This is a genomic window from Klenkia sp. AC732 (assembly GCF_979256525.1).
The window spans coordinates 22,089-41,027 of sequence record NZ_CEEDOS010000035.1 but is presented as its reverse complement, the minus strand read 5'-3'; the positions used below and the strand labels follow the sequence as shown (position 1 = coordinate 41,027).

The window sequence follows — 18,939 nt, the reverse complement described above, 5'->3', positions numbered from 1 at the left end:
CCGCAGCGGGTGCCACGGCGAGCGCGCGTGCCGCGGCCCGGTGCCGCCCCCGGTCGCTCTGGGCGCGCCCCCGGGCGCGGGTGCGCGCCCACGCCGGTCGATGGGGGCGCGGAGCGGAGTGGACGCGCAGTCTCGTCGGGCGTGCGCGCCCACGCCGGTCGAGGGGGGCGTCCAGCGGCCTGGGCCCGCAGACCCGCCGTGGGTGCGCGCCCCCGCCGGTCAGCCGCCGACGACCGCCAGGTCGGGACGACGGAGCCCGTGGCCGGTGGCCTGCTCGAAGGCGTGCCCCACCTCGAGCACCCGCCGGTCGGCCCGCGGTGCGGCGATGACCTGCAGGCCCACCGGCAGCCCGTCGGGGGTGAACCCGCCGGGCACGCTGAGCGCGGGGCAGCCGGTGGCGCTGATGAGCGTGCAGGAGCGCATCCAGCCCAGGTAGTCCTCGAACTGCACCCCGGCGACCGAGGTCGGGTACTCCTGCTCGACCGGGAAGGGCAGCACCTGGGTGACCGGGGCGAGCAGCACGTCGTAGCGGGTGAAGAACTCGACCACCCGCTGGTACAGCTCCGTGTGGGCGACCTCGGCGCGGCCGACGTCGGCACCGGTGAGCTCGGCGCCCTTCGCGGCGTTCCACTTGATGGTGTCCTTGACCTGGTCGGGCGCGCGGCGGACGGCGTCGCCGAAGCTGGCCTCGAACAGCCAGGCGCGGAGCACCCCGAAGGCCTCGTCGGCGCCGGTGAGGTCGGGGCAGTCCTCGTCCACGGTGGCGCCGAGGTCGCGGAACACCTGCAGCTGGGCCATGAGCACCTCGGTGATGGCCGGGTCCACCGGGACCCGGCCGCCCAGGTCCGGCGTCCAGGCGATCCGCAGGCCGCGCAGCTCGGTGGGCAGCGGGGCGGCGAAGGCCGCGGCCGGGTCGGTCAGCGAGATCGGCACCCGGGGGTCGGCGCCGGCGAGCACGGACAGGCCCAGCGCGACGTCGCCGACGGTGCGGGCCATCGGGCCCTGCACCGAGAGCTGGGACCAGCCGATCGCGGTGGGGTGCGAGGGCACCCGGCCGGGCGTGGGCCGCAGCCCGACGACGTTGCAGAAGGCGGCCGGGTTGCGCAGCGAGCCGCCCATGTCGCTGCCCTCGGCCAGCGGCACGAAGCCCGAGGCCAGCGCCGCGGCCGCACCGCCGGAGGAGCCACCCGCCGACAACCCGCGCCGGTAGGGGTTGTGGGTCGCGCCGAAGAGGGTGTTGAAGGTGTGCGAGCCGGCCGCGAACTCCGGCACGTTGGTCTTGCCGACCCGGATCGCCCCGGCGGCCCGCAGCCGGGCGACCACCAGCTCGTCGCGCGCCGGCACGGTGTCCCGGTGCAGCGGGGAGCCCCACGTGGTGCGCATGCCGCCGGTCTGGTGGGTGTCCTTGTGCGCCACCGGGACGCCGTGCAGCGGGCCGAGCACCTCGCCGCGGGCGGTCTGCGCGTCGGCCTCGTCAGCGGCGGCGCGGGCGGCGTCGTCGTCGCGGGTGATGATCGCGTTGACGCCGTCCGGGCCGTCGAAGCGGTCGATCCGGGCCAGGTGCGCCTCCAGCAGCTCGCGCGCGCTGACCTCCCGGTCACGGACCAGCGCGGCCAGCTCGGTGGCGGGACGGGTGCACAGCTCGTCGGTCACCGGGCGACCGTAGCGCGGGAAGTACCTCAGTGGTGAGACACATTCGGGGAACACCGGTCCGGCAGACTCCCCCGGTGACCGTCCGACCCGCCACCGAGGCAGACGCCCCAGCGATCAGCGCCGTCTACGACCACCACGTGCTGCACTCCACGGCCACCTTCGACCTGGTGCCGCCCACTGCCGGTGACCGCCTGCAGTGGCTGGCCGAGCACGCCGGCGGCCGGCACCGGGTACTGGTCGTCGAACGGGACGGCGTCGTCGTCGGCTTCGCCTCCAGCAGCCCGTTCCGCCCGCGTGCGGCGTACGAGACGACCGTGGAGAGCAGCGTCTACCTGGCGCCCGACGCCGTCGGTCGGGGGCTGGGGCGGGCGCTGTACACCGAGCTCTTCGCCCTGCTGGCCGACGAGGACGTGCACCGGGTGCTGGCGGTGGTGGCCCAGCCGAACCCCGCGTCGGAGGCGCTGCACCGGTCCTTCGGCTTCGACCGGGTCGGGCTGTTCACCGAGGCGGGGCGGAAGTTCGGCCGGTTCGTCGACATCGCCTGGTTCGAGAAGCCCCTCGGCGGTCGGTGACGCAGCTCTCCACATGTGTCGCGTGCAATGGATCGCATCCCGGGTAGGAGAGGAGCGCGCTGCCGGGTCCCGCACGGACCCCGGCGCTCCCCCCGTACTCCGAACCGAGGAGATCCACGTGCCCACCACCGTGACCGCCCGGTCCACCGCCTCCGCCGGCGGCTCCTTCGAGCGCACCACCATCGAGCGCCGCGACGTCCGCCCGAACGACGTCCGCATCGAGATCGCCTACGCCGGCATCTGCCACTCCGACATCCACACCGCGCGCGACGAGTGGGGTGCCGCCAACTACCCGCTGGTCCCCGGCCACGAGATCGCCGGGACCGTCGCCGAGGTCGGCTCCGCCGTCACCAAGTACTCCGTCGGCGACCGGGTCGGCGTCGGCTGCTTCATCGACTCGTGCCGTGAGTGCGAGAACTGCAAGGCCGGCGAGGAGCAGTACTGCCTCGAGGGCGAGACCGGCACCTACGGCGGCATGCAGGACGGCAAGCCCACCGACGGCGGCTACTCCGAGCAGATCGTCGTGGACGCGGACTACGTGCTGGGCATCCCCGAGGGCATCTCGCTGGAGCAGGCCGCCCCGCTGCTGTGCGCCGGCATCACCCTGTACTCCCCGCTCAAGCACTGGGGTGCCGGCCCAGGCAAGAAGGTCGCCATCGTCGGCCTCGGCGGGCTCGGCCACATGGGCGTCAAGATCGCCGCCGCCCTGGGCGCCGAGGTCACCGTGCTGTCCCAGTCGCTGAAGAAGCAGGAGGACGGCCTCCGCTTCGGCGCGCAGCACTACTACGCCACCAGCGACGAGAGCACCTTCGAGACGCTCGCAGGCGAGTTCGACCTGATCATCAACACCGTCTCGGCCACCCTGGACCTGGACGCCTACCTGGGCATGCTCCGGGTCAACGGCACCCTGGTCGAGGTCGGCGCCCCCGAGCAGCCGATGACCGAGGCCGCCTTCTCGCTGATCCAGAACCGCCGATCGCTGGCCGGTTCGAAGATCGGTGGCATCCGGGAGACCCAGGAGATGCTGGACTTCTGCGCCGAGCACCACCTGGGCGCCGAGGTCGAGGTCATCGGTGGCGACCAGATCGACGAGGCCTACGAGCGCGTCGTCGGCTCCGACGTCCGCTACCGCTTCGTCATCGACACCGCGCGGCTCTGATCGGAGTGTGAGGGCGCAGCGATCCTGCGCCCTCGCACTCCACCTCAGGCGGGGACGACGAGCACCAGGTCGTCCCCGCCGTCGTGTTCCACGTGCAACCCCGCCCGGCGCAACAGTGCCCGCAGCCGGACGACGGAGTCCGGCTCCGCGCTGGTCAGTGCCAGCAGCCGGGCGATCCGGCCCTTGTGCGCCTTGTTGAAGTGGCTGACCACCGAGCGCTTCCCGTCGGCCCGCTCGCTGAGCACCGTCACCGTCACCGCCCCGTCCACCGGGGCCAGGTCGGCGTAGCCGCCCGAGCGCAGGTCCACGACCAGTTCGTCGACGCCGGCCAGCACCGGCCCGAGCACCGGCTTCCACAGCGCTCGCAGCGTGGGCGAGCCGGGCAGCTGGGAGCCCGCCGACAGCCGGTAGGCCGGGATCGGCTCACCGCCGTGCACCAGGCCCAGGAGCGCCGAGCCGACCGCCAGCCGGCGGTCGGCCCTCGCGCGCTGACCGCGGGTGAGCGACGCGACGTCGAGGGCGTCGTAGAGGACGCCGGTGTACCGGTCCAGCGCGGGCATCGTCGGCGACGTCCGGACTGCGGCGTTGCGGGCGATCTCGGCGTCCTGCCTGGCGCTCACGCCCAGTGCTGCCCGGGACGCCTCGACGTCCTCGGCCAGCGACTCGACCCGGGTGAGCAGCTCCTCCCGGACCGGGTCCAGCTCCGGGTGGCTGAGCGCGCCCAGGTCGAGCGGGGCGCCGTCCCCGCCGGCGTGCTTGGTCTCTGAGGGGGGCAGCAGGACGAGCACGGGGAGCCAGCCTAGGTGCCGGTCCCCGGCCCCGGTCACCCGGCGGACGGCGCTCCCAGCAGCGCCCGGGTGACCCCCTGCGTGCTGTCGAGCAGGTCCGCGAGTGCCCGACGCAGGTGCACCCCGCCGACGACGTCGGCGTGCTCCAGCAGCGACTCCAGGACGGTGCGGCGGACCAGCTCCTTGATGAAGGACGCCGTCACACCGGCGGTCGCCGCGACCACGGCCTCCACGTCGGCGGGCTCCACCTGCAGCCCGGTCCCGGCGCTGTAGACCTCCAGCAGGCGCCGACGGGCGTCGGCGTCGGGCAGGCCGATCTCCACGGCGACGTCCACCCGGCCCGGACGGGCGGCGAGCGCGTGCTCGAGAGCCTCGGCCCGGTTGGTGGTGAGCAGGAAGAGCAGGTCGGCGTCGCCGGCCGCCCCGTCCATGGCGTCCAGGAGCTCGAAGAGCACCGGCTGCGACCCGTGCCCGTGGTCGCGGTCCTCGGCCACGAGGTCGACGTCCTCCAGGACGACGACGGCGGGCTCCAGCTCCCGGGCCAGCGCGGTCACCGCCCCCACCAGGTGCAGCGACCGGCCCGACAGCAGCAGGACCGTCGCACCGGGGACGTTCTGGAGGACGTAGCGGGTGGTGTGCGTCTTGCCGGTCCCGGGCGGTCCGTACAGCAGCAGGCCGCGCTTGAGGTGCTGACCGGCGGCGCGCAGCGCCTCCCGCTGCTGGGCGATCCCGATGCTGTGCCGCTCCACCCGGGCCAGCACCGCCTCGGGCAGGACGACGTCGGAGCGCCGGGTGGGCGGCAGCACGGGGAAGGCGACCGTCATGCCGGTCATCCCCTGCTGGAGCTCGAGGACCTGGCCCCGGTAGACGTTGTGCGCCGAGCGCAGCGCGTCCAGCTCGGCGAGCACCTGCTGGGCCGACCCGGTGGGCAGCCCGGCCACCTCGACGGTCAGCGTCGGCTCGTGGTGCCTCTCGGGGCCGCGGGAGGTCAGCACGTAGCGGCCGCGGTCGTCCTCGACGAGCAGCGCCACGGTCCGCCAGACGGCGGTCGTGCGACCCGGGCCCGAGGGCAGGTCGGCGAGCTCGGGTGCCGTGGGCCGCAGGTGTGGCAGGCCCTCACCGCTCAGCAGCTGGCCGAGGTCGGGACTCTGGTGGTGCAGGGGCACCGACCAGCCCAGCACCTCGGCGGTGCGGTCGCCGGCCCAGGCCTCCAGTGCGATCTGCAGGTTCACCTGCTCGAAGGGCGGCAGCTCCCGGGTCACGACCGGGGGCCGCTCCTGGTCGCCCCCGGTCAGTCCGAGGTGGGCGAGCAGGCGGCCGGTCACCGAGTCGCCCCGGACGCCGTTGTCCGGGCTGTGCACCCAGGTCAGGAACTCCTGGAACTGTCGCGCGAAGGCGGGGACGTCGAAGGGGCGGTCGGGCAGCGGTGCGTCGGTCACCGGCGCCAGGCCAGCGACGTCGCCAGCTCCCGTCTGCCGGTTTCTGCAGCTCAGGACGGGAGTGCTCCGGGGCCGTATCCGGGCTCAGGTCCAGTAGAGGAAGCGCGCCCCGGGCAACCGGGCGTCGACGGCATCGGTGAACCAGCCCCGCAGCTCGGCCATCACGTCCTTCGGGTAGACGTGCTTGACCGCGCCGAACCTGCCGCGCTTGAGGGTGCGCAGGTCCTCGTCCATCTCCAGCTTGGTGCGCGGGTACCAGTCGGTCAGCGTCGCCTTGGAGTTCGGGGTGAACCGGTGGGTGATGCACTCGACGGTCAGGTCGGCCCCGTCCGGGAGGACGGCGGCCACGCTGTCCAGCAGCTGGCCGTACTCGGTGCGCCAGTCCTCGGTGGGCATGATCGGGGCGATCGTCAGCCCGACCGGGTAGCCGGCCTCGGCGACCCGGCCCAGCGCCGCGACCCGGGCCGGCACGGGGGAGGTGGCGCCCTCGAAGCGGCGGGCGACCGAGGCCGCGTTGACCGAGAAGCGCAGCCGGGTGCGGCCGCGGTGCGGCAGGTCCAGCAGGGGCTCGACGTCGTCGAACTTGGTGGTGGCGCGCAGCTGCACGGGGCCGGGCCAGTCGTGGGTGCCGAAGAACTCCACCGCCGTGGCCAGGCCGCCGGTCAGGTGCTCGATCGCCAGCGGGTCGGTGTAGCAGGACGCCTCGAAGGTGGTCCCCTCGTGGCCGCGCTCGAGGGTGCCCGAGGTGACCCCGCCGCGGCCCACGTACCCCTCCAGCGAGGCCAGCACGTCGGGCAGGTCGGCGAAGACCCGGGTGATGGGCGGGCCGGTGAGCGAGCCGGCCAGGTAGCAGTACTGGCAGTGCGCGGGGCAGCCCTCGGCCAGGTCGAACCGCCAGTCCGCCGACGGCGGGATCGGCTGCAGCCGGCGCTTGGACGGTGCGCCCACCACCACGGCCATCGTGTCCTTGGCGGCCATGAACGCGGCCCGGTCGCCGTCCCCGCGCAGGTTGGGCAGCCGGTCCCCGGTCAGCACCTCGACGTCGGGGACGCCGGCGGCGCGGACCCGCTCGAGCACCTGCCGGCCGTACGGCAGGGCGGCGGCGGAACGGGTGACCAGGACGCGCTCCGGGGTCCAGACGCGGGTGGGGGCGGGGGTGGTGAGCGCAGCAGGCATCACCGGTGACAACACCGGCACCAGGGGGTCCGCTTCCCCGGTTGACGCCCGGTCACGGACGCAGGACCGTCGTCGCATGACGGCGGCCCCCCTCCTCGGACGGCTGGGCGTGTGGGTGCTGGACCGGCGCGGCGAGGGCCGTGGGGTCCGGGTCACCCGGCACCCCGAGCTCGGCGCGATCAACCTCAGCGTCTGGCGGGCCGGCGTCTGCGTGGGCACGGTCCAGCTCGCGCCGCAGGAGGCCGCCCAGCTGGTCGGGGCGCTGTCCGAGCAGCTGGGCCAGCTGGCGCAGGCACCGCCGCCGTCGCTCCGCCCGGCCGGGCGGGTCGAGGAGCTGGAGGCGCGGCTGGCCCGGCTGGAGGCGCACGCCCGGACACCCGCGTGGCGACGGGCGCTGTCCCGGGTCGCGTCCCGCCGGACCGCGCCGCCGGCCGTCGTCCCACCGCACCACCTGAGGGTGGTCCCGCCGGCCTGAGGCGGTCAGCCCCGCAGGTGCTCGGGGAGCGGCTCGTCGGGCCGGATGGCCGCCCACAGGCCACGGAACGCCCCCGCCAGCGACGTCCACGGGGTGGGGGTGTCGTCGACGAACAGCCGGGCGTCCTCCGTGGTGCCGACGACGGCCAGCACGGCGTCGTCGCCGACCACGCGCACCCACTCCCCGCGCAGGTGGTCGACGACCCGGAACCCGGTGCCCAGCAACCGCTCGGGCAGCTCGCGGGACAGGGCGACGGCCCGCTCGGCGGGGACCGTGCCGATGACCGCCATGACGTCGGCGCCCAGCAGCGTGCAGGTGGCCGTGTACTTCAGCGCGAGCTCCTTGCGCTGCTCCTCGGTGGGGAGTCGGGCCAGCCGCACCGGGCTCGCGTTGTCGGCGACGTCGGCCAGCTTGACCACCCGGGCCAGCGGGTCGGCCGACACCCGGGCCATCGAGGCCCGCAGGGTCTCCCCCGGCCGCTTGGTCATCGCGTCGACCCCGGCGACCACGGCGTCGGAGAACCCGCGGGCGCTGAGGTCGGCCAGGGTCAGCGGGGTGTCCTCGACGACGTCGTGCAGGGCGCCGACCTGGCGCAGCTCGTCGCCCACCACCGACAGCGCGACCCGGAACGGGTGCCCGACGTAGGGCTCCCCGACCTTGTCGACCTGCCCGGTGTGCGCGGTGCGGGCCAGCTCGAACGCGGCGGTGACGCTCACCCGGCGAGCTCGACGACGACCGGGGCGTGGTCGCTGGCGCCCTTGCCCTTGCGCTCCTGGCGGTCGATCTCGGCACCGGTCACCCGGGCGGCCAGCGCCGGCGAGGCGAGCACGAAGTCGATGCGCATGCCCTCGCGGCGCGGGAACCGCAGCTGCGTGTAGTCCCAGTAGGTGAACTCCCCCGGCGTGTACGGCCGGACGACGTCGGCGTACCCGGCGTCCACGACGGCGGCGAACGCCGCGCGCTCGGGCGGGCTGACGTGGGTGGAGTGTGCGAAGACGCCGATGTCCCACACGTCGTCGTCCTGAGGGGCGATGTTCCAGTCACCGACCAAGGCGACCTGGGCCTGCGGGTCGGCGGCCAGCCAGCCGGCGGCGTCAGCGCGCAACGCCTCCAGCCACTCCAGCTTGTAGGCCAGGTGCGGGTCGCCGAGCTGCCGGCCGTTGGGCACGTAGAGCGAGAGCACCCGCACCCCGCCGCAGGTGGCGCCGATCGCCCGGGCCTCGCGCACCGGCTCGACGCCCTCCTTCGACGACCAGGTCGGCACGCCCTCGAACCCGACCTGCACGTCCTCCAGGCCGACCCGGGACAGCAGGGCCACGCCGTTCCACTGGTCCAGGCCCACGTGCGCGACCTCGTAGCCCAGCGCGGTGAACCGCTCGGTGGGGAACTGGGCGTCCCGGCACTTGGTCTCCTGCAGCGCCAGGACGTCGACGTCACTGCGCTCGAGGAAGCCCACCACCCGGTCGACGCGGGTGCGGATCGAGTTCACGTTCCAGGTCGCCAGGCGCACGACGTCGACGGTACGGGCCCTCCTGGGCATGGGATCCCTCGCATACGGCGGAGCTGCTCAGCGGTATGCGGGGGATCCCATGCCGGGGCGGCGCGGGGCGGGCGCTGCCGGGGCGGGCGGGGTCAGGCCTGGGCGAGCGGGGCGATCTGGGCGTCGGCGCGGGCCTGCAGACGGGCCCGCATCCGGTCCCGGGACTCCACGAACTTGGTGGCCTGGGCGTCCAGGCCGACCATGAACTGGGCCAGCTCCTCGCGGGCCTTCTCGCCCTCGGGGCCGAAGCCGGAGCGCTCGAAGACCTTCCAGTGCCGCAGGATCGGTGCGACGACGTCGTCGTGGTGCAGGCGCAGGTCGTAGATCCCGGCCTTGGCGATGATCGTGGAGTTCTTCCGGAACCCGGCCATGGTGGCGCCGGGCATCTCGAAGTTGATGACCTCGTCGGCGATGGCCCGCATCGTCTCGTCCGGGGAGATGTCCAGGGCCGCCCCGACGATGTTCCGGTAGAAGACCATGTGCAGGTTCTCGTCCTTGGCGATCCGGGCGAGCATCTGGTCGGCGATCGGGTCGCCGGTGGCCTTGCCGGTGTTGCGGTGGCTCACCCGGGTGGCCAGCTCCTGGAAGGACACGTAGGCCACGGCCTCCAGCGGGGTCTTGTCCCCGGAGTCGTAGCCCGAGGTCATGTAGTCCATCCGGGCCCGCTCGAGCTCGACCGGGTCGACGCCGCGGGTGACGACGAGGTAGTCGCGGATGGCGATGCCGTGCCGGTTCTCCTCGGCGGTCCAGCGGCCGACCCAGGTGCCCCAGGCGCCGTCCCGGCTGAACCGGGTGGCGATCTCCCGGTGGTAGCTGGGGAGGTTGTCCTCGGTGAGCAGGTTGGTGATCATCGCGGCCTTGGCCGTCTCGTCGAGCTTGGACTGCTCGGGTGCCCAGTCCTCGCCGCCGAGGAAGGCGAAGTCCCGGCCCTGGGACCACGGCACGTAGTCGTGCGGGTGCCACTCCTGGGCCATCTTCTCGTGCCGGTTGAGGTTCTCCTCGACGACGGGCTCGAGCTCGGTGAGCAGGGCGGTCGTGGCGGGTGTCTCGGGCACGGTGCACCTCCGGGAGGACTTGCGGCTACCGGTGAACCTACGCGGCCCCGGCTCCCGGGTGGTTCCCCGTGGCGGGCGTTCCCACGCCTGTGCCACCCTGTTGCCTGATGTTCGCAACAAGCACCGCCACCAGGGTCCGGGTCCGCCGCGCGGGCACCACCGACGTCGAGGCCGCCCGCACGCTCATGCTGCGGGTGCTGGCCGAGGACCTGGGCTACGGCTTCCGCCCGGAGTGGCACGCCGACCTGGCCGACCCGGCGGCGGCCTACCTGCAGACGCCCGGACAGGCGCTGTTCCTCGCCGAGGACGCCGACGGCACCCTGTTGGGGACGACGGCGGTCAAGGTCGGCGGCCCGCGCAGCCCGCAGGTGCTCGTCGACCACTACCGGGGCCGCTCGGTGGCCCAGCTGGCCCGGGTGTGGGTGCTCGCCGAGCACCGTCGCTGCGGCGCCGCCCGGGCCCTGGTCGAGACCGCCGCGCGCTGGGCCGTCGACGAGGGCGGGCACCGCACCGTGTACCTGCACACCGACACCGCGGTCGCCGGGGCGGAGGCGTTCTGGCGCTCGCTGCCGGTCCGCGAGGTGCTCGACGAGCGGGTCCCGGGCGCCGAGCTGCAGACCGTGCACTTCGAGTTGGACGTCGAGGCCCTGCGCTCGACCGCCGTGTCGGCTGCACGGAGCGAGGGCCTGGCGACGGTCCGCGACTGACCGCGGGGACACCCCACCCGTCCGGGTCGCCCGGCACCGGCCGGTCCCCTCGGCGGGCCCGCCGGTGGGACCATGGCGGGGTGGACGACGGGCTGATCGAGGCGGTGCGGGCGTGAGCGAGCGCCCCGACGTGCCCGACGACCGCACCGCGCGGATCGACCCCGGCGCCCTCCCGAACAGGCTGCCGCCCGTCCCGCCGTCCCCGGCTGCCGGCCCCCCACCGCCGGTCGGCGGTCCCGACACCGGGGGCCGCGCCGGGCGTCGCGGCCGCGCCCTGGACCCCGAGGCCGCCGCCCGCGCCCGGGCCGCCGCCGGCCTGCCCGCGCACGACCCGGAGCCGGCCGAGCCTCCCCACGGCGCCCCCGGCGGGGGCGGCGAGCGCGGCCGCGCCGACGTCCCCGGTGCCGACGACGAGACCGCCCGGGTGCCCAGGGTCGTCGAGCCCGCCGGGTCCCGGCCCGAGGCGCCGGTCGACCGGGACGACGACCCCGACACCGACGACCCCGACACCGACGACCCCGACACCGACGGGTCCAGCGACCACGACGACGACGGGGTCGCCTCACACCGCACCGGGCAGCGCACCCGCCGCGCCTCCACCTTCGGCCGGGCCGCCGGCCTCACCGCCCTGGGCGCCCTGGTGCCGGGGACCGCACTGCTGGCCGCCGGGCGCAAGCGGGTCGGCGCCGTCGTCCTGGCCGTGTTCGTCGTCCTGCTGGCCGGGCTGCTCTGGCTGGCGACGGCCGGCCGGCGCACGGCCGTCCGGGCCGCGGTCGACCCGGACCTGCTGCTGGGCGCCGCCGTGGGCGTGGGTGTGCTCGCGCTGGGGTGGGTCGCGGTCGTCGGGGCGGGCTACGGCCTGTTGGTGCCCCGGCGGACCAGCCGGCTGCAGAAGGGCCTGGGCGCGGTGCTGGTGCTGGCGCTGTCGGCGGCCGTCGTCGTCCCGGCCGTGACGGTGGTGCAGCTTGCCACCGCGCAGCGCGAGCTGGTGGACACCGTCTTCGCCGACCGGGAGAGCGCGACGGTCGTCCCGCCCGCGGACCCGGTGGACCCCTTCGGGGACAAGGAGCGGGTCAACGTGCTGCTGCTGGGCGGTGACGGCGGCGACGGCCGGGAGGGCGTCCGCACCGACAGCGTGATCGTGGCCAGCATCGAGACCGCCACCGGTGCGACGACGCTGTTCAGCCTGCCGCGCAACCTGGAGGACCTGCCCTTCCCCGAGGGCAGTCCGCTGGCCGAGCTGTTCCCCGACGGGTTCGACGCCGGCAGCGAGAGCGAGAGCCTGCTCAACGCGGTCTACCGCAACGGCCCGGCGCTCTACCCCGACGCCCTGGGCGTGCCCAGCGCCGACCCGGGCGCCGACTGGCTCAAGCTCGGGGTCGGGGCGGCCCTGGGGCTGACGATCGACTACTACGTGCTGGTCAACCTGGACGGCTTCAGCCAGCTGGTCGACGCGCTGGGGGGCATCACGGTCAACGTCAACTACTACGTGCCGATCGGCGGCGAGCCCTCGCTGGGCGTGCTGCCCGACGCCTACATCGCCCCCGGCCCCGACCAGGAGATGGACGGGCCCCGGGCGCTGGACTTCGCCCGCGGGCGCTTCGGCCTCTCGGACTACCAGCGGATGGACCGCCAGCGCTGCGTGCTGGACGCGATCGTGGCGGCGGCCGACCCGGTCACCCTGCTGACCCGGTACCAGCAGCTGGCCGCGACCACGTCGGACATCGTCAGCACCGACGTCCCGCAGGCGGTGCTCGGGGAGTTCGTCGACCTGGCGTTCCTGGTGAAGGACGCCGGCATCCGCAGCGTGGTCTTCGACGACACCGTCATCACCCCGGCCTACCCGGACTACGACGCGATGCGCCTGCTCGTCCAGCAGGCGCTGGGCGCCGCGCCGGCACCCGCCCCGGCGCCCGCGCCGAGCTCGAGCGCGGCGCCGACGACGTCGGCCGCACCGGCCCCGGCCACCGACGCGGGCCCGGTCGACGAGGTCAGCAACGCCTGCGCCTACGACCCGGCGGCCGCCCAGGCCGCGCTGGACGCCGGCGAGCCGCCCACCCGCGGCTGAGGCCCGGTCAGCCGCGGACGGCGGCGAGCACGACCGGGTCGGCGCAGCCGCGGGCGAAGCCCGCGATCCGGCGCCGGACGTCCCGGCCCAGCACCAGCTGGCCGACGGCCTCCATCGGACCGGCCGCCCACCGGGGCCGGCAGCGGAAGACGTAGCGCCACACCGCCCGGGTGCCGCCGTCCCCGGTCGGGGTGAACCGCCAGCTGCCGGCGAAGACCTCGAAGAACCACGGGCCCTCGGTCATCGTCATGCCCACGTGCGAGCCCGGTGCCCAGCTGACGTACCGGCTGACCATCCGCAGCCGGTGCCGGGACACCGTCGCGGTGCGGACGCCCTTCGCCGGCAGCGTCGCACCGTCCAGGAAGTGCTGCTCGCGGACGAACGGGTCCCAGCGGTAGCGGGTGCCCCCGGTCGTCTGGGAGACCGCGAACGCGACGTCCGGGGGGACGGCGACGACGGTCTCGGCCTGCACCTGGGCCACGACTCAGGCCTGGATGAGCTCGCCCTCGCGGATGGCGCGGACCAGGTCGGCGACGGCGGGGTCGCCGATGAGCTTGTCGTAGGCGACGACCGGCCGGTCGCCGGCGGCCAGCCGGGCGCGGGCGGCCAGCTTGTCGTGGGTGAGCACGACGTCGGCGTCGGCCGGGAGGGCATCGACCGGGCTGTGGGTGACCAGCACCCGGGGGGCCAGGTGCTTGCGGAGCTGGGTGCTCATCAGCACGCTGCTGGCCATCCCCGCGTCACAGGCGATGACCAGCTTGCGGACGGCGGAGCCGTCGATGCTCGGCATGAGAATGGTGCTCCAAGATCAGAAGAGTGTTAACGCTCACAATACCAGTCGTCATGACGAGTACCGCGACCCCCGGACCCCCAGGCGGGTGAGTCGCGTCGAGGAGAAGACGCCGGAGGGGTCCAGACCGTCCAGCAGCGCCCGTGCGTCGGCCAGCCGCGGGACCAGCCCGGACAGGTCGCGCACGCCGTGGGCCTTGCCCCAGTGCGGTCGGGCGCCGAAGGGGGCGAGCACCTGCTCCACCAGCGGGACGGCGACGCTGCCCACCTCGGGCGTCTTGCGCCAGGTGAAGTGCAGCGCGAGGGAGTCCCGCCCGTACGCGGGGGACAGCCACAGCCGGTCCGCGGCGATCGTGCGCAGCTCGCTGACCACCAGGTGCGGCCGCAGCTGCTCCCCCACCGCCGCCACCGCGGCGATCGCGGCCCCGGCGTCGGCCCGGTCCACGAAGAACTCGCTCTGCACCTCGTCGCCGTTGCTGGGCGTCGCGTCGTGCCGGAAGTGCGGCAGCCGCTCGTGCCACGGGCCGGGCTGCCCGCCCTGGGCGGTCACGTTGCCCACGATCTCGTCGGTGATCCGGTCCCGGCTCTCCGGGTCCAGGACGGCGTCCAGCACGGTGCCGGGCACGGTGCCGGGGTCGCTGCCGGCCAGCCGGGTCTTCACCCACACGTCGCCGACGCCGTCCCAGCGGGTGAAGACGCTGACGCTGGTGCCCGCGCCGGTCACCGCGGCCGGGTCCTCGACCAGCGCGGTCAGCGACAGCCCGCGGTACACGTCCTGCCGCACCAGGTAGGTCGGCTCGGTCTGCAGCACCACCCGGACGACGACGCCGCCCGCGCCCAGGGCCACCGCGCGGGCCTCCAGGTCCTCCCCCGCCACCCGGCTCAGGGTGCCGTCGGCCGCGACGACGTCCAGACCGCGGACCGCGGTGGCCAGGCAGCCGGCCCCGTCGCCGGACCCGTGCGTGCCCGTGGACACCGCTCCCCCGACGGAGATGTGCGGCAGCGACCCGGTGTTGTGCAGCCCCCGGCCCTGCCGGTGCAGCTCGCGGCCCAGGGCGCCGTAGGTGGTGCCGGCGCTGACGGTGACCGTGCCGTCGTCGTGCACGGCGACCTCGTCGGGCAGCGCGGTCAGGTCCACCAGCACGCCGGGACCGTCGGCCAGGCCGTTGAAGGTGTGCCGGGTCCCCAGCGCCCGCACGGCCGGGGTGCCGGCGACCAGCTCCTGCAGCTGCGCGACCGACCCCGGCCGCTGCACGGGTGCCTCGAAGGTGTGCGTCCCTGCCCAGTCGGTCTCCACGCCGCTCAGTCTGTCGCCGGTGCCACGAGCACCACGAGCAGGGTGCGCGGGCCGTGGACACCCTCGACCCGTTCCAGCTCGATGTCGCTGGTCGCGGAGGGCCCGCTGACCATGGTCAGCGGGCGCAGCGGGTCCAGCCGGGCCAGTGCCTCGGGCACGTTGCCGACCACCTGGTCGGCGGTGACCACGCAGACCAGGCAGTCCGGCAGCAGGGACAGCGCGCGCCGTCCCGACGTCGGGGAGCCGTCCAGGACCAGCGTCCCGGTCTCGGCGATCGCCACGGCCACCCCGGTGACGGCGGCGGCGCGGGCGGCCAGCTCGACGGCGGGCCGGTCGTCGTCCTCGGTGCTGCCCTCGGGCCGCCAGGGGGCCGGCAGCCCGGGGGCGACGACGACGTCGGCCGGGTCGTGCTCGCCGAGGGTCTCGGTGAGCAAGCGCTGCACCGTCGTCCGCACCTGGTCCTGGCCGCAGCGGGCCACCGTGGCGCGGTAGTCCTCGACCCGGTCGACGAGCACGTCGAGCAGCACGTCGAGGGGGCGGTCGTCGGTGAGCCGGTAGTCCCGGACCCCCTCGGGTGGGACGGACCGGTCCGGACCCAGGGCGCTGCGGATGCGGGACAGCACGTCGTCGCGGGCGCTCACGAGCGACCACCACCGTTCTCCTTGGCCCACCACTGCTGGAAGGTCTCGGCCGGGGGGGTCGGCAGGTCCCGGGACCGGGTCCAGCCGGCGGCCGGGCCGGGCAGCCGGGGCAGCACCGGCTTCCCGCGGGACAGGAAGCGGCCCAGGCCGGCGGCGCGCTGGGCGGCGCGCCACAGCCGCGGCCGGGACATCACCCGGGCCAGCGCGGCGAACGCGGTGGACTCCGCGGTCGGGTGGGTCTGGGCCTCGACGTGCTCGGCGCGCAGGTGCACCAGGATCGAGGGGATGTCGATGGCCACCGGGCAGACGTCGTAGCAGGCCCCGCACAGCGAGGAGGCGTACGGCAGCGAGGCGTTGTCCTCGACCCCGGTGAGCTGCGGGGACAGGATCGCCCCGATCGGGCCCGGGTAGACCGAGCCGTAGGCGTGCCCACCGGCGCGCTCGTAGACCGGGCAGACGTTCAGGCAGGCCGAGCAGCGGATGCAGTTGAGCGCCTCGCGCCCCACCTCGTCGGCGAGCACCGCGGTCCGGCCGTTGTCCAGCAGGACGAGGTGGAAGTCCTGCGGGCCGTCGCCGGGGGTGACCCCGGCCCAGGTCGAGGTGTAGGGGTTCATCCGCTCACCGGTGCTCGAGCGGGGCAGCAGCTGCAGGAACACCTCGAGGTCGCGCCAGGTGGGCACCAGCTTCTCGATGCCCATGACGGTCACCAGGGTGTCGGGCAGGGTCAGGCACATCCGGCCGTTGCCCTCGCTCTCGACGACCGACAGGGTGCCGGTCTCGGCGACGGCGAAGTTGGCCCCGCTGACCGCGAACGTCGCCCGCAGGAACCGCTCGCGCAGGTGCGCGCGGGCGGCCATCGCCAGCTGGCGCGGGTCGTCGGTCAGGTCGGGGTCGACGTCGGGCATGGTGCGGGCGAAGATCTCGCGCACCTCGGACCGGTTCTTGTGGATCGCCGGCACCAGGATGTGGCTGGGCTTGTCCTCCCCCAGCTGGACGATCAGCTCGGCCAGGTCGGTCTCGAAGGCGTCGATCCCGGCGGCCTCCAGGGCCTCGTTCAGGCCGATCTCCTGGGTGGCCATCGACTTGACCTTGACCACCTCGCGGGCGCCGGCCTCCCGGGCCAGCCGCACGACGATCTGGTTGGCCTCGTTCGCGTCCCGGGCCCAGTGCACGGTGCCGCCGCGGGCGGTGACCTGGCGCTCCAGCTCCTCGAGGTGGTCGTCCAGGCGGGCCATGGTGGCGCGCTTGAGCGCGGCCCCGGCCTGCCGCAGCTGCTCCCAGTCGGGCAGCTCGGCCACGACGCCGGCCCGCTTGCCGCGGATCGTCGTCGTGGCGTGGCCCAGGTTGGCGCGCAGCTGGCCGTTGCGCAGGGAGTCGCGGGCCTCGTCGGGGAACGAGCGGGTGCCGCGCAGGTGGCCCACGCCCCGGGGGGCCGTGGGCAGGGTGGGCATGCCCAGGTGGACGGCGGTCACGCGAGCACCGCCGGCTGGGTGACCTGCGTGGCGGTGCGGGCGCCGTCGGTCGAGGCCAGGATCTCGGCCAGGTGGACCGTGCGGGTGCCCGAGGTCAGCCGGGTCAGGCCGCCGCCGATGTGCAGCAGGCAGGACGCGTCCCCGGCGGTGCACACCTCGGCGTGGGTGGAGAGCACCGCGGCCATCTTGTCGGTGAGCATCGCCGTCGACGTCTCAGCGTTCTTGACCGCGAAGGTGCCGCCGAAGCCGCAGCACTGCTCGGCGCCGGGCAGCTCGACGAGGTCGAGGCCGCGGACGGCGCGCAGCAGCTGCAGCGGCCGGTCACCGACCCGCAGCAGCCGCAGCGAGTGGCAGGTCGGGTGGTAGGTGACCCGGTGCGGGTAGCTGGCGCCCACGTCGGTGACCCCCAGGACGTCGACCAGGAACTGGGACAGCTCGTACGTGCGGCCGGCCAGCTCCTGCGCGGCCTCGGCCAGCGCGGTGTCCCCGGCCCGGCGGGCGACCTGGGCCTGCTGGTGGTGGATCGAGGCCACGCACGACCCGGACGGCGACACGATCACGTCGCTGCCCTCGAAGGCCCGCACGTGGTTGGCCACGATGGAGACGGCGTCCCGGCGGTACCCGGTGTTGACGTGCATCTGCCCGCAGCAGCTCTGGCCCGGCGGGACGACGACCTCGTGCCCCAGCCGCTGGAGCAGCCGCACGGTGGCGATGCCGACCTGCGGGGTCAGGGTGTCGACCAGGCAGGTGGCGAAGACGGCGACCTTCACGCGCTCTCCTCGGTGACCGGGCTCGTGCCGGCCGGGGTGGTGGTGTGTGGTCCGACCACAGTACGACGGGTGTCGGGGGTGGTGGTGCCACCAGCGCTCGAGCGCCTCGTGCGACGCACCATCGAGGACTCCCGGACGACCAGCACCGGCTCGAACACCAGCTGCTCGTGCACGTGGTCGGGGCCGCGCGTGGCCTCGTCGAGCAACAGCAGGGCGGCCCGGCGGCCCAGCTCCTGGCGCGGCTTGCGCACCGAGGTCAGCGGGACGGCAGCAGCCGCGGCGAAGTCGATGTCGTCGTAGCCGACGATGGCGAACTCCTCGGGGACCCGGACCCCGTGCCGGACCATCTCCTGCAGCATGCCCAGTGCCAGCAGGTCGTTGGCGCAGACGACCGCGGTGGGTCGCCGCGCGGCCGGCATGCCGATGATCTCCGCGGCAGCCTCGCGGCCGGCGGCCACGGTGAGCTTCTCCGGGGAGAAGACGGTCAGCGCGTCCTCCCCGCCGAGTTCCTCGCGGACGGCGGCGACCACGCCGGCGTGCCGCTCCTCGACCTGCGGCAGACCCGACGAGCCGCCGACGAAGGCGATCCGCCGGTGCCCGCGCTCGAGCAGGTGGTCGGCTGCCAGGCGTCCGCCGAGGACGTCGTCGACGGTGACCGCGCACTGGCCCGGGCCCGGCGCCCGCCGGTCCAGCAGCACCACCGGCACCCCCCGTCGCCGCAGGGCGGCCAGGTGGGGGGACAGCTCGGCGGTCGGGGTGATGAGCACGCCCTGCACCCGCTGTTCGGCCAGCAGGTCCAGGTAGGCGCCCTCCTTGGCGGGCAGGTCGTCGGAGTTGCACAGGATGACCGCCAGGCCGGCCTCGTTGGCCACGTCCTCGACCCCACGAGCGACGTCGGTGAAGAACGGGTTGGCGATGTCCAGCACGACCAGGCCGATCGTCCGGCTGGTGCCCGCGCGCAGCTGGCGGGCGGACTCGTTGCGCACGAACCCGAGCTCGGCGATCGCCGCGAGCACCCGTTCGCGGCTGGCCGCGCTGACCTGGTCGGGCCGGTTGAGGACGTTGCTGACCGTGCCCAGCGAGACACCGGCCCGTCGGGCGACGTCGCGGATGCTGGTGGTCAGGGTGGCTCCTCGGTCGACACGGGGCGGGGGGCCGGTCGCCGGACGGGCGGTGACGTGGACCACGGTCATGGTGCCATGTGGATGAAACGTGTCAACCGCCCATCACGGCTGGCCCAGTCGATGCTTAAACGAGTCCAACGTGGTGCTTGACACGCGATCCACGCCACTCTTATGGTCTGCGCCACAGAACGGATGAACCGTTTCACAACCGCTG

The 18,939-nt window shown here is 74.6% G+C and carries 19 protein-coding genes; 5 read left to right on the top strand and 14 right to left on the bottom strand.

The genetic code is table 11. The features are described 5' to 3' along the window. Positions 1-219 precede the first annotated feature (219 nt). The gene (locus AC0IVP_RS16160; RefSeq protein WP_056295808.1) at positions 220-1,653 is read right to left on the bottom strand and encodes an amidase; all 1,434 of its coding nucleotides are present in this window, start codon (positions 1,651-1,653) and stop codon (positions 220-222) included. Positions 1,654-1,727: 74 nt separating this feature from the next. Between AC0IVP_RS16160 and AC0IVP_RS16155 the strand changes: the two genes are divergently transcribed. Continuing rightward, positions 1,728-2,225, top strand: a complete 498-nt coding sequence (locus AC0IVP_RS16155; protein WP_471757831.1) for a GNAT family N-acetyltransferase — start codon at positions 1,728-1,730, stop codon at positions 2,223-2,225. 118 nt (positions 2,226-2,343) lie between these two features. Further along, positions 2,344-3,384 (top strand): NAD(P)-dependent alcohol dehydrogenase, encoded by a 1,041-nt coding sequence (locus tag AC0IVP_RS16150; RefSeq protein ID WP_056295801.1) that lies wholly within the window; start codon positions 2,344-2,346, stop codon positions 3,382-3,384. Positions 3,385-3,428: 44 nt separating this feature from the next. On the opposite strand, the gene yaaA is transcribed toward AC0IVP_RS16150, so the two are convergent. From yaaA to AC0IVP_RS16135, 3 genes are all read right to left on the bottom strand, one after another. Next, on the bottom strand, positions 3,429-4,172 hold the full coding sequence (gene yaaA, locus AC0IVP_RS16145) for a peroxide stress protein YaaA (RefSeq protein ID WP_471757829.1): 744 nt from the start codon (positions 4,170-4,172) through the stop codon (positions 3,429-3,431). 35 nt (positions 4,173-4,207) lie between these two features. Then, the gene (locus AC0IVP_RS16140; RefSeq protein ID WP_471757827.1) at positions 4,208-5,611 is read right to left on the bottom strand and encodes an AAA family ATPase; all 1,404 of its coding nucleotides are present in this window, start codon (positions 5,609-5,611) and stop codon (positions 4,208-4,210) included. 84 nt (positions 5,612-5,695) lie between these two features. Then, a complete protein-coding gene (locus tag AC0IVP_RS16135; protein WP_471757825.1) occupies positions 5,696-6,787 on the bottom strand; it encodes a spore photoproduct lyase family protein in 1,092 nt (363 codons plus the stop codon). A 76-nt stretch (positions 6,788-6,863) separates the two neighbouring features. Here AC0IVP_RS16135 and AC0IVP_RS16130 point away from each other — a divergent pair, with 76 nt between their 5' ends. After that, positions 6,864-7,262, top strand: a complete 399-nt coding sequence (locus tag AC0IVP_RS16130) for a hypothetical protein (protein ID WP_471757823.1) — start codon at positions 6,864-6,866, stop codon at positions 7,260-7,262. A 5-nt stretch (positions 7,263-7,267) separates the two neighbouring features. Here AC0IVP_RS16130 and AC0IVP_RS16125 read toward each other — a convergent pair whose 3' ends face one another. From AC0IVP_RS16125 to AC0IVP_RS16115, 3 genes are all read right to left on the bottom strand, one after another. Next, the gene (locus AC0IVP_RS16125) at positions 7,268-7,978 is read right to left on the bottom strand and encodes a hypothetical protein (protein WP_471757821.1); all 711 of its coding nucleotides are present in this window, start codon (positions 7,976-7,978) and stop codon (positions 7,268-7,270) included. Then, positions 7,975-8,772: an exodeoxyribonuclease III gene (locus AC0IVP_RS16120; RefSeq protein WP_056295785.1), complete on the bottom strand. Its 798-nt coding sequence runs from the start codon at positions 8,770-8,772 to the stop codon at positions 7,975-7,977. The genes AC0IVP_RS16125 and AC0IVP_RS16120 overlap by 4 nt, the downstream gene beginning before the upstream one ends. A gap of 122 nt (positions 8,773-8,894) precedes the next feature. Then, positions 8,895-9,857, bottom strand: coding sequence for an acyl-ACP desaturase (locus AC0IVP_RS16115; protein ID WP_056295782.1), 963 nt, complete (start codon positions 9,855-9,857; stop codon positions 8,895-8,897). Between the two features lie 107 nt (positions 9,858-9,964). Here AC0IVP_RS16115 and AC0IVP_RS16110 point away from each other — a divergent pair, with 107 nt between their 5' ends. After that, positions 9,965-10,564 (top strand): GNAT family N-acetyltransferase, encoded by a 600-nt coding sequence (locus AC0IVP_RS16110; protein WP_471757819.1) that lies wholly within the window; start codon positions 9,965-9,967, stop codon positions 10,562-10,564. 112 nt (positions 10,565-10,676) lie between these two features. Then, positions 10,677-12,632, top strand: coding sequence for an LCP family protein (locus AC0IVP_RS16105; RefSeq protein ID WP_471757817.1), 1,956 nt, complete (start codon positions 10,677-10,679; stop codon positions 12,630-12,632). A gap of 7 nt (positions 12,633-12,639) precedes the next feature. On the opposite strand, the gene AC0IVP_RS16100 is transcribed toward AC0IVP_RS16105, so the two are convergent. Genes AC0IVP_RS16100 through AC0IVP_RS16070 form a run of 7 tightly spaced genes read right to left on the bottom strand, consistent with a single transcriptional unit; the run spans position 12,640 to position 18,794 of the window. Then, positions 12,640-13,113, bottom strand: a complete 474-nt coding sequence (locus tag AC0IVP_RS16100) for an SRPBCC family protein (protein ID WP_056295774.1) — start codon at positions 13,111-13,113, stop codon at positions 12,640-12,642. A 3-nt stretch (positions 13,114-13,116) separates the two neighbouring features. Continuing rightward, complete coding sequence (locus AC0IVP_RS16095) at positions 13,117-13,422, bottom strand: PTS lactose transporter subunit IIB (RefSeq protein WP_056295771.1); 306 nt, start codon at positions 13,420-13,422, stop codon at positions 13,117-13,119. Between the two features lie 51 nt (positions 13,423-13,473). Then, positions 13,474-14,718: an FAD-binding protein gene (locus tag AC0IVP_RS16090; protein ID WP_471757815.1), complete on the bottom strand. Its 1,245-nt coding sequence runs from the start codon at positions 14,716-14,718 to the stop codon at positions 13,474-13,476. Between the two features lie 5 nt (positions 14,719-14,723). After that, positions 14,724-15,359 carry a LutC/YkgG family protein gene (locus AC0IVP_RS16085; protein WP_471757813.1) on the bottom strand — a complete coding sequence of 212 codons (636 nt, stop codon included), beginning with the start codon at positions 15,357-15,359 and terminating at the stop codon, positions 14,724-14,726. Continuing rightward, positions 15,356-16,831, bottom strand: a complete 1,476-nt coding sequence (locus AC0IVP_RS16080) for a LutB/LldF family L-lactate oxidation iron-sulfur protein (RefSeq protein ID WP_471757811.1) — start codon at positions 16,829-16,831, stop codon at positions 15,356-15,358. Before AC0IVP_RS16080 ends, AC0IVP_RS16085 begins: the two co-directional genes overlap by 4 nt. Further along, positions 16,828-17,601, bottom strand: coding sequence for a (Fe-S)-binding protein (locus AC0IVP_RS16075; protein WP_471757809.1), 774 nt, complete (start codon positions 17,599-17,601; stop codon positions 16,828-16,830). Before AC0IVP_RS16075 ends, AC0IVP_RS16080 begins: the two co-directional genes overlap by 4 nt. Then, the gene (locus AC0IVP_RS16070) at positions 17,598-18,794 is read right to left on the bottom strand and encodes a LacI family DNA-binding transcriptional regulator (RefSeq protein ID WP_471757807.1); all 1,197 of its coding nucleotides are present in this window, start codon (positions 18,792-18,794) and stop codon (positions 17,598-17,600) included. The genes AC0IVP_RS16075 and AC0IVP_RS16070 overlap by 4 nt, the downstream gene beginning before the upstream one ends. Between the last annotated feature and the right edge of the window lie 145 nt (positions 18,795-18,939).

What these genes read in the sequence shown, in the direction of transcription:
- AC0IVP_RS16135 (WP_471757825.1), bottom strand. Translation starts at nt 6,787, where the DNA reads ATGCCTGCTGCGCTCACCACCCCCGCCCCCACCCGCGTCTGGACCCCG.
- AC0IVP_RS16110 (WP_471757819.1), top strand. Translation starts at nt 9,965, where the DNA reads ATGTTCGCAACAAGCACCGCCACCAGGGTCCGGGTCCGCCGCGCGGGC.
- AC0IVP_RS16095 (WP_056295771.1), bottom strand. Translation starts at nt 13,422, where the DNA reads ATGCCGAGCATCGACGGCTCCGCCGTCCGCAAGCTGGTCATCGCCTGT.
- AC0IVP_RS16070 (WP_471757807.1), bottom strand. Translation starts at nt 18,794, where the DNA reads ATGACCGTGGTCCACGTCACCGCCCGTCCGGCGACCGGCCCCCCGCCC.
- AC0IVP_RS16130 (WP_471757823.1), top strand. Translation starts at nt 6,864, where the DNA reads ATGACGGCGGCCCCCCTCCTCGGACGGCTGGGCGTGTGGGTGCTGGAC.